Raw genomic sequence first — 8,694 nt, 5'->3', positions numbered from 1 at the left:
AGCGAGCTGGCCTGCTGCTCGGTGCGCGATGACAAATCATGGTTGCCGGCCGCGATCTCGCTGCTGGCCGTCGCGATGGTGCCGCTGGCCTGGCGGATCTGGCTGATCACACGCGCCAGTTCCTGCTGCATCTTGTGGATGGCGTACAGCAGGCTGCGGCTGTCGCCTTTGCGCAGCGCCACGTGCACCGTCAGGTCCCCTTCGGCCACGCGGTCCACAATGGCCGCGGCATAGGCCGGCTCGCCGCCTATCTGCTGGCCCAGCATGCGCGCCATCGCCACGCCCAGGCCCACGCTGGCCGCGATGCCGCCCAGCACCAGCACCACCATGGCCAGGCGTGAGTTGCGGTAGGTCGCGGCCACGTTCTCCATGCTGGCCTTGGCCTGCTGGTCGCTGTAGCTGACCATCTGCTGCAGGATTTCCTCCACCGCGCGCGATTCCTTGAGCAGGACGGCGCTGTCCTCGGCCACCTTGCCGTCGTACTGCGAGGAGTCCAGCGACTGCTTCATCAGCAGGACCACAAAGTCGTTCATCCGCTGCTTGAGCTGCGGCATTTTGGCGGCGTACTGCTGGTACAGCGCCTGGCCCTTGGCGTCGTCTTCGAGCAGCGGCTTGACCTCGGCCATGCGGTCCTCAATGCCTTGCAGCGCCGCCGTGATGTCCTTTTTGCCGGTGTTGCGCTCGCCGATGGACGAGGCCGACTGCAAAGCCATCTGGGCCCGGCTGGCATAGACCAGGTGGATATTCGCCTCCTGCACGCCCTTGAGCGCAAGCACTTCCTGGTTGTAGAGGCTTTCAGTGGCGGCGCTGATGCGGCCCATGTGAAAAATGCCCAGCCCGCCGATGATGGCGCCTATGGCCGCCACGATGAGAAAGCTGCCGACCAGTTTGGTCATGACACGGAGTTGATGAAACCATTGCATATTTTTATTTCCTTGTACGGCCGCGGATGCAGGCCTTGGACCCAGATAACTAACCCAAACTCTCCCGGCTGCCGCCGGCCGGCGGCGAACGCCTATGTGCTCATCTGCCGCATGATGCGCACCAGCTTTCCGCCGTACCCGGGATCGGTCGCATAGCCGGCGCGCTGCAGGCCGTGCGCCGCCTCGGCCGGGTCGCGTGTGGCGACCACACCGGAATAACGCGGGTTGCCCGCCAGGAATTTCGCGTAGTCGGCAAAGGCCTCTTCATAGGAGCCGTAGGCGCGGAAAGCGGCGCGTGTCTTTTGCGGCACGCCGTTGACGTATTCGGTGGTGGCGCTTTCAGCCACGGGGCCCTTCCAGCCGCGGTCGGCCTTGATGCCGAAGACATTGAAGCTGCTGCTGCCGTCTTCCTTGCGGATTTCGCGCTTGCCCCAGCCGGACTCCAGCGCCGCCTGCGCCATGATCAGTTGCGCGGGCACGCCGCTGGCCTCGCTGGCGCGCTGCGCGGCCGGCAGCAGGCGCGAGACAAAAGCCTCGACCTGCGCCTGCGGCAACGCGCTGCGGCTCAGCGTCGCCTGCGCCGTGGCTTCTTCATACAGAGACAGGTCGGGCGCGCGGCTCAGGGGAACAGCCGGTGCCGGAAGCGGCAGCGGCACAGCTTTGGGGGCCCCCACGCCGGTTTCACTGGCCTCGCCACCCGCCATGCGGCTGAGCTGCGCATACATGGCGTCGGCCAGGCCCAGGCCGCGGCCCGAGAGGTTTTGCGCGAGCTGCTGGTCCAGCATGGACGTGTACATTTTTTCCGACTGGCTGCTGAACAGGCCCTCCGAAGGCGTGGCCTCGCGCATGCTCTTGAGCACCATGCCCATGAACATCACTTCAAACTGTTTCGAAGCCTGCCGCATGCCTTCCTGCGGCGAGCTGCGCGCCGTGCGCCGCAGCTCGTCCACGCCCTGCACGTCCAGCGACAGGCGCTGGTCCAGGACGCCGGAGGCCGGGGTGTTGAGGCTGGCGAGGTTCACGTCGCGCATCAGATGATTTCCAGTTCGGCGCGCAGCGCGCCAACAGCCTTCATGGCCTGCAGGATGGACACCAGGTCCTGCGGGTTGGCGCCCAGGGCATTGAGGCCCTTGATCACGTCGGCCAGCGAAGCGCCGCCCTTGACGACCTGCAGCGCGCCGCCGCCCTGGCTCAGCTCGATCTGCGAGCGCTGGGTGGCAACCGTGTTGCCACCCGAGAATGCCCCGGGCTGGCTGATCACCGGATCGGTGTTGATCACCACCGACAGGCTGCCGTGCGCCACCGCGCAGTCGTTGATGCGCACCGCCTGGTTCATCACCACCGAGCCGGTGCGCGCGTTGATGACCACCCTGGCCACGGCCTGCGAGGGGTTCACGTCGATATCCTCGATCCGGGCCAGGAAACCGACACGCTCCTCGGGCCGGGCCGGCGCGTTGACCTGGATCACACGCGCGTCCAGCGCCTGCGCCGTGCCGGGGCCGAAGCTGCGGTTGATGGCGTCCACGGCTTTCTGCGCGGTGCCGAAATCGGTTTTGTTGAGCTCAATCATCAAGGTGCCGTCGCCGCCCAGCGGGGACTCCACCGCGCGCTCGACAATCGCGCCGGCCGGAATGCGGCCCGAACTGAGCTGGTTGACCTTGACCTGGGTGCCGCTGGCCGAGGCGCCCGCGCCGCCCACCACCATATTGCCCTGGGCCAGCGCATAGACCTGGCCGTCCGCGCCCTTGAGCGGCGTCATCAGCAAGGTGCCGCCACGCAGGCTTTTGGCATTGCCCAGCGAGGACACGGTGACGTCTATGGCCTGGCCGGGACGTGCAAAGGGCGGCAGCACGGCGGTCACCATCACGGCCGCCACGTTCTTGAGCTGCATATTGGTGCCGGGCGGTACCGTCACACCGAGCTGGCCCAGCATGTTGTTCAGGCTTTGCGTCGTGAAGGGCGTCTGCATGGTCTGGTCGCCGCTGCCGTCCAGGCCCACCATGAGGCCGTAGCCAATCAGCGGGTTGTCGCGCACGCCCTGGATGCTGGCCAGGTCCTTGATGCGCTCGGCCTGCGCGGGCAGCGGGGCCAGCACGGCCAGTGCAGCCAGGGCCGGCGGCAGCAGGCACAGTGTGAGCGCGCGGATACCCGGAGCGGTGAAATGGAACAAGGCATGCATGGTCAGAACGGCAATACGTTGAGGAAGACGCGCTGCAGCCAGCCCATGGTCTGCGCTTCGTCGATATAGCCCTTGGCGCTGTACTCGATGCGCGCGTCGGCCACCTGGGTCGAGGGCACCGAGTTGTTGGCACCCACGGTGCGCGGGTTGACCACGCCGGAAAAGCGTATGTATTCCGTGCCCTGGTTGATCAGCATCTGCTTTTCGCCGCTGACCAGCAGGTTGCCGTTGGCCAGCAGTTCCACCACCGTGACCGTGATCACGCCGTTGAAAGTGTTCTTGGAATTGGCGCCGCCCTTGGCGCTGATGGTGTTCTTGCCGCTCGCGTCGGCATCCTGGTCGCTGGAGACCAGGCCGCTGAGCAGCTTGGGCACCAGGCCCAGGGCCGAGGTGGCGCTGCTGGTGCGGCTCGCGTCGGCGGCCGAATTTTTGCTGGCGTTGATGTTCTCGTTGACGATGATGGTCAGGATGTCACCCACCTGGCGCGGCCGCCTGTCCTCGAACAGCGCCTGCGCGCCGAAAGCCGTGCGGTAGATGGAGCCGTGGGCCGGCACGGCCTGGCGCGGCTGCGCGTCGTAGCGCGCCGTCATGGGCTGGTGCACGATGGGCTCGCGCGGCATCTGGGCGCAGCCGCCCAGCAGCAGCCCGGCGGCGACGGCCATCCAGCCGTTCATCACAGCTGCGCCAGGCGCGCGAGCATCTGGTCGGATGTCTGCACCGCCTTGCTGTTGATCTCGTAGGCGCGCTGGGTCTGGATCATGTTGACCAGTTCCTCCACCACGTTCACATTCGACGATTCGACATAACCCTGGTTCAGCACGCCCGCGCCGTTCTGGCCGGGTGCGGTCTGGTTGGCGCCGCCCGAGGCGTCGGTTTCCACATACAGGTTCTCGCCCTTGCTCTCCAGGCCCGCCGGGTTCATGAAGGTCGCGAGCTGGATCTGGCCTATCTGCACGCTGGCGCTGGAGCCGCCCTGGGTGATGGAGACCGTGCCGTCGCGGCCTATGGTCAGGCCCGTGGTGTCCTGCGGCAGCGTGATGGCCGGCTGCAGCGGGTAGCCGTTGGCCGTCACGAGCTGGCCGTTCTGGTCGGGCTGGAAGGATCCGTCGCGTGTGTAGGCATTGGTGCCGTCCGGCATCAGCACCTGGAAAAAACCGCTGCCGTTGATGGACACGTCGCGCGGGTTGTCGGTCTTGGTCGGGTTGCCCTGGGTGTGTATGCGCTCGGTCGCCACCACGCGCGCGCCCGTGCCGATTTGCAGGCCCGAGGGCATGCGGGTCTGGTCCGAGGTCTGGCCGCCGCTCTGGCGCAGGTTCTGGTACAGCAGGTCCTCAAACACCGCGCGGCTGCGCTTGAAGCCCGTGGTGCCCACGTTGGCCAGGTTGTTGGAGACCACGTCGAGCTGGGTCTGCTGCGCATCCAGGCCGGTCTTGGCGATCCAGAGGGAACGAATCATGGGAAAACTCCTGCGGGGGAAAAGGTCTCAAAGAGGGGATCAATGGGGCGGCCGGACGGCGGCTCAACTCGACAGCAGCTTGTTGGCCTGCTGGTCGTTGCTCTCGGCGGTCTGCAGGGTCTTCATCTGCATCTCGAAACGCCGCGCGTTGGAAATCATCTGCACCATGGCCTCGACCGGGTTGACGTTGCTGCCTTCCAGCGCGCCGGTCTGCAGGCGCACCTGCGGGTCGGCCTGCGGCGCGGGCCGGCCGGCCTGCATGCGGAACAGGCCGTCGTCGCCGCGCACCAGGTCGGCCGCGGCCGGGTTGACCAGCTTCAGGCGGCCGACTTCGGCCGCACCCACGGCCGGGTCGCCCGCGCCTATGGCCGTGAGCACGCCGTCGCCGCCCACCACCAGCGCGGAGCCCGGCGGCACCACCAGCGGGCCGGCGTCGCCCATCAGGGGGCGGCCGCCCTGCGTGCTGACCTGGCCCTCGGCGTCCACCTGCAGGTTGCCCAGGCGCGTGTAGGCTTCGCTGCCGTCGGGCATCTGCACCGTGAGCCAGCCCTCGCCGCGCACCGCGACGTCCAGCGGCCGGCCGGTCTGCATCAAGGGGCCGGCGCTCATGTCGGCGCCCGGTGTGGTCGCCACCACCAGCGCGCGCGTACCCATTTCCTCGCCAACCACGGGCACGGCGCGAAAGCTGTTGATCTGCGCGCGAAAGCCCGGCGTGGACACATTGGCCATGTTGTGGGCCACCGAGGCCTGCTGCTCCAGCGCCTGCTTGGCACCGCCCAGGCCTATGTAAATCATCCGGTCCATGCTGTTCCTTGCTGCTCAGGTCTGGCGCGCTGTCCCACGCGCGTCAGCGCATGTTCACCAGGGTCTGCATGACCTGGTCCTGCGTCTTGACGGTCTGCGCATTGGCCTGGTAGGTGCGTTGCGCGATGATCAGGTTGACGAGCTCGCCGGTCAGGTCCACGTTGGAGGCCTCGACCGCGCCCGAGGCCAGCGCCCCCAGCTTGGTGCCGCTGCCCGGCGAGCCGGTCAGGGGCTGGCCCGATTCGGCGGTCTCGGCCCAGACGTTGTCGCCCTTGGGCTGCAGGCCGTTGGGATTCACAAAGGAGGACAGCACGACCTGGCCCAGGGTCTGGGTCTGCTCGTTCGAATACTTGCCGGTGATGGTGCCGTCCTCATTGATCGCGAAGGCCGTGAGCTGGCCCGAGGTGAAACCGTCCTGCGTGAGTTTTTTCGGGTCGTTGACGTTGCCGAACTGGGTGGAGCTGGTCAGGTCCATGGTGAAGGTCAGCGCGTTGGCGCCGTTGGCGAAGTTCAGGCCGGCGAAGTTGATCTTGCCGCCCACCAGCGTGGTGGGCGCGCCGGCGACCAGGTTGCCGTTGCCGTCAAACCCCAGGGTGCCGGTGGCCAGCGGCGCGCTGTTGGCGACCACGGGCGGGCCGGCCGGCGTGGGCGCGGCGATCATGCCGCCGGTCGCGTTGAGCGGGTAGCCGTCGGCCGTGGCGTAAACGCTCCAGGCGTTGGGGCCGGTCTTCACGAAGAAGGTGTTGATTTCGTGCGCGTTGCCCAGCGAGTCGTAGACCTTGACCGGGTTCGAATAGTTGTAGGTGGCCGAGTTGTTGGCGTCAAAGGGCGTGGCCGCGGGCACCGTGCTGCGCGAATCGAGGTTGTACTGCGAGACGATGCTTTGGGTCGCCCTGGGCGCCATCGCCGCGGTGGGCAGCTGCAGCGGGCCGGGCGTGCCACCGGCCACCGTGCCGTTGGCCGAGCGCTGGTAGCCGGTCAGGCGCAGGCCGCCCGCGTTGACGATAAAACCGTCGGCGTCCTGGTCGAACTGGCCGTTGCGCGAATACATGATCTCGCCGCTGGGACTGGCCAGGCGGAAAAAGCCGTCGCCGTTGACGATGGCGACGTCCAGCCCCCGCGTGCTGCTTTGCACCGCGCCGGCGCTGAAGTTCTGCACCACGGCCGCGACCCGCGTGCCCAAGCCGACGCGCGAGCCCGCATACACGTCGGAGAACAGCGTGTTGCCCGACTTGAAGCCCACCGTGCCGGAGTTGGCGATGTTGTTGCCGATGACGTCAAGATTGCTGGCGGAGGCGTTCAGGCCACTCACCCCTTGTGCGAAACCCATGGTGTTTCCTTTTGATTCAGTTGATTGCTTGCGTTGATTGCTTGCTTGCGGTTAAAGGGAAAAGGGGCCACTGCCCCGGGGCCGTCAGGCCGCTACCTCACAAAAAAATCAGAGCACCTGCCGGACTTCGTCGAGCCCGGCCTTGCGGCCGCCGCCCAGGTCCAGCGAGGCGCCGCCGTAGACCTGCGCCACGCTGGCGACCTTGGCATAGGTCAGCGCCAGGGACTGCACGTCCTCCTTGCCGGCCTTGGCCGTCACGCTGAGGGTGTAGTTGCCGTCGGGCACGGCGGCGCCGGTGTCGGTCTTGCCGTCCCAGTCGACCATCTTCACGCCGGCCGGCAGCGCGCCCAGGTCGAAAGTGCGGACCACCTCGCCGGCAGCGTTCTTCACGCTGACCTTCACCGAATCGGCCGCGCCGGCGAGGTCGATGCCGAATTTTTCCGGCACGCCGTCCTTGACCGCCGCCTCCTTGCCCGGCACCAGCACCGTGCGGCCTATCAGCGCGGCCGACTGCAGTACCTGGCTGGCGCCGCTCTGGGCCAGCAGCGACTGCACCGCGCCGTTGAGTTTTTCAATGCCGCTCACGGTGCTCATCTGCGCGAGCTGCGAGGTCAGCTGCGCGTTGTCCAGCGGGTTCAGCGGATCCTGGTTGTTCAGCTGCGTGACCAGCAGCTTGAGGAAGCGCTGCTCGCTGTCGGCGGCGGAACCCTGCTGCGAGGCCAGGGCGTTCAGCGTGCTGGCGGGGTCGGATGCGGAGGGTGCGTTCACGGCCATGGGGAGGTTTCCTGTGGAGGGATGGGTGGAAGAGGCAGGCGCGCGGCGTTTACTGGCCGACGGTCAAGGTCTTGAGCATCAGCGTCTTGGCGGTGTTGAGCACCTCGACATTGGCCTGGTAGGAGCGCGAGGCCGAGATCATGTTGACCATCTCCTCAACCGGGTTGACATTGGGCATGGCCACATAGCCTTCGGCATTGGCAGCCGGGTTCTTCGGGTCGTGCACCAGGCGAAAGGGGGACTGATCTTCAACAACACGCGAGACGCGCACGCCGCCTATGGCGTCACCGGGCACGGGCGCGGTCTCGAACACCACCTGGCGCGCGCGGTAGGGCTGGCCGTCGGGGCCGGCCACGCTGTCGGCATTGGCCATATTGCTGGCCGCCACGTTCATGCGCTGGGACTGCGCCGTCAGGGCGGAACCGGCGATCGCGAAGATGCCGCTGGAGCTGTTGAAATCCGCCATGGGCTGCAACCTTGTGATGTGTGTGGAGTGGATTACTGGGCCGCCGCCAGCAGCGACTTGATCTTGGCGCCCAGCAGCGTGAGGTTGGCCTCGTAGCGCATGGCGTTGTCGGCGAAATTGACACGCTCCATGTCCATCTCCACCGTGTTGCCGTCTATGCTGGATTGCGCGGGCGTGCGGTAGAGCAGCTCGTCCGCGCCCGTGGCACGCGCCTCGCCGGGCAGATGGCGTGCCGACGTGGTCGACATGCTCATGGCGCCGGACTGGCGACCGCGCTCCAGCGCTTCCTGGAGCCGGCTGCTGAAATCGAAGTCGCGCGCCTTGTAGTGCGGCGTGTCCGCGTTCGCGATATTGGCCGACAGCACTTCCTGCCGCCGCGCCCTGAGGCTCAGCGCCTCCTGGTGGAAGCGCAGCGCTGAATCCAGTTTGTCGATCATTGATCTTTCTCCGTGCCGGGGCACCGCGTTCGCGCGGTGCCGCCTTTGAAAAATTGTAGGAATTGCCGGCTTTTTTAATCAGCGGAACAGACGGTGTTTCAGCGGCCAATTCGAGCCTTCCGGGGATGCCGGGTCACACATTCCGACTCCATGCATTGCACTACCGGTGGACGTTTTTCAATCGGATGAACAGCAGGCCGATTGCCGCCCACTTCAGGCCTTGGCTTGTGCTGCCGGTTTCTAGAATCTGTGGAAATCTGCGTCATCTGCGGATAAAGGAAATTCATATCCGCAGATTTCGCAGATTGACGCAGATGAAAGCCAT

The 8,694-nt window shown here is 66.5% G+C and carries 11 protein-coding genes; all 11 read right to left on the bottom strand.

Features of this window, described 5'->3' with window-relative positions; translation table 11 throughout:
- The coding region (locus tag PMI15_RS25490) for an MCP four helix bundle domain-containing protein (protein WP_193372154.1) at positions 1 to 896 on the bottom strand (896 nt) is incomplete at its 3' end.
- A gap of 119 nt (positions 897 to 1,015) precedes the next feature.
- On the bottom strand, positions 1,016 to 1,954 hold the full coding sequence (gene flgJ, locus PMI15_RS16910) for a flagellar assembly peptidoglycan hydrolase FlgJ (protein WP_007871745.1): 939 nt from the start codon (positions 1,952 to 1,954) through the stop codon (positions 1,016 to 1,018).
- Positions 1,954 to 3,102: a flagellar basal body P-ring protein FlgI gene (locus PMI15_RS16905; RefSeq protein WP_007871743.1), complete on the bottom strand. Its 1,149-nt coding sequence runs from the start codon at positions 3,100 to 3,102 to the stop codon at positions 1,954 to 1,956. Before PMI15_RS16905 ends, flgJ begins: the two co-directional genes overlap by 1 nt.
- A gap of 2 nt (positions 3,103 to 3,104) precedes the next feature.
- Positions 3,105 to 3,776 carry a flagellar basal body L-ring protein FlgH gene (locus PMI15_RS16900; RefSeq protein WP_007871742.1) on the bottom strand — a complete coding sequence of 224 codons (672 nt, stop codon included), beginning with the start codon at positions 3,774 to 3,776 and terminating at the stop codon, positions 3,105 to 3,107.
- Positions 3,776 to 4,558: a flagellar basal-body rod protein FlgG gene (flgG, locus tag PMI15_RS16895; RefSeq protein ID WP_007871741.1), complete on the bottom strand. Its 783-nt coding sequence runs from the start codon at positions 4,556 to 4,558 to the stop codon at positions 3,776 to 3,778. Before flgG ends, PMI15_RS16900 begins: the two co-directional genes overlap by 1 nt.
- Positions 4,559 to 4,621: 63 nt before the next feature.
- The gene (locus PMI15_RS16890; RefSeq protein WP_007871739.1) at positions 4,622 to 5,362 is read right to left on the bottom strand and encodes a flagellar basal body rod protein FlgF; all 741 of its coding nucleotides are present in this window, start codon (positions 5,360 to 5,362) and stop codon (positions 4,622 to 4,624) included.
- Between the two features lie 43 nt (positions 5,363 to 5,405).
- A complete protein-coding gene (flgE, locus tag PMI15_RS16885; protein ID WP_007871737.1) occupies positions 5,406 to 6,692 on the bottom strand; it encodes a flagellar hook protein FlgE in 1,287 nt (428 codons plus the stop codon).
- Positions 6,693 to 6,800: 108 nt separating this feature from the next.
- Complete coding sequence (locus tag PMI15_RS16880) at positions 6,801 to 7,466, bottom strand: flagellar hook assembly protein FlgD (protein WP_007871735.1); 666 nt, start codon at positions 7,464 to 7,466, stop codon at positions 6,801 to 6,803.
- 49 nt (positions 7,467 to 7,515) lie between these two features.
- Positions 7,516 to 7,932 carry a flagellar basal body rod protein FlgC gene (gene flgC, locus PMI15_RS16875; RefSeq protein ID WP_007871733.1) on the bottom strand — a complete coding sequence of 139 codons (417 nt, stop codon included), beginning with the start codon at positions 7,930 to 7,932 and terminating at the stop codon, positions 7,516 to 7,518.
- A 32-nt stretch (positions 7,933 to 7,964) separates the two neighbouring features.
- Entirely contained in the window at positions 7,965 to 8,369 is a 405-nt protein-coding gene (flgB, locus tag PMI15_RS16870) for a flagellar basal body rod protein FlgB (protein ID WP_007871730.1), read from the bottom strand.
- A gap of 98 nt (positions 8,370 to 8,467) precedes the next feature.
- Positions 8,468 to 8,694, bottom strand: a 227-nt coding sequence (locus PMI15_RS25335; protein WP_238541143.1) for a hypothetical protein, incomplete at its 5' end; no start/stop codon positions are given.

This window comes from Polaromonas sp. CF318 (genome assembly GCF_000282655.1).
Taxonomy (GTDB): Bacteria; Pseudomonadota; Gammaproteobacteria; order Burkholderiales; family Burkholderiaceae_C; genus Polaromonas.
Note: the sequence above shows the minus strand (reverse complement) of the source record. Positions and strands in the feature narration are given on the sequence as shown.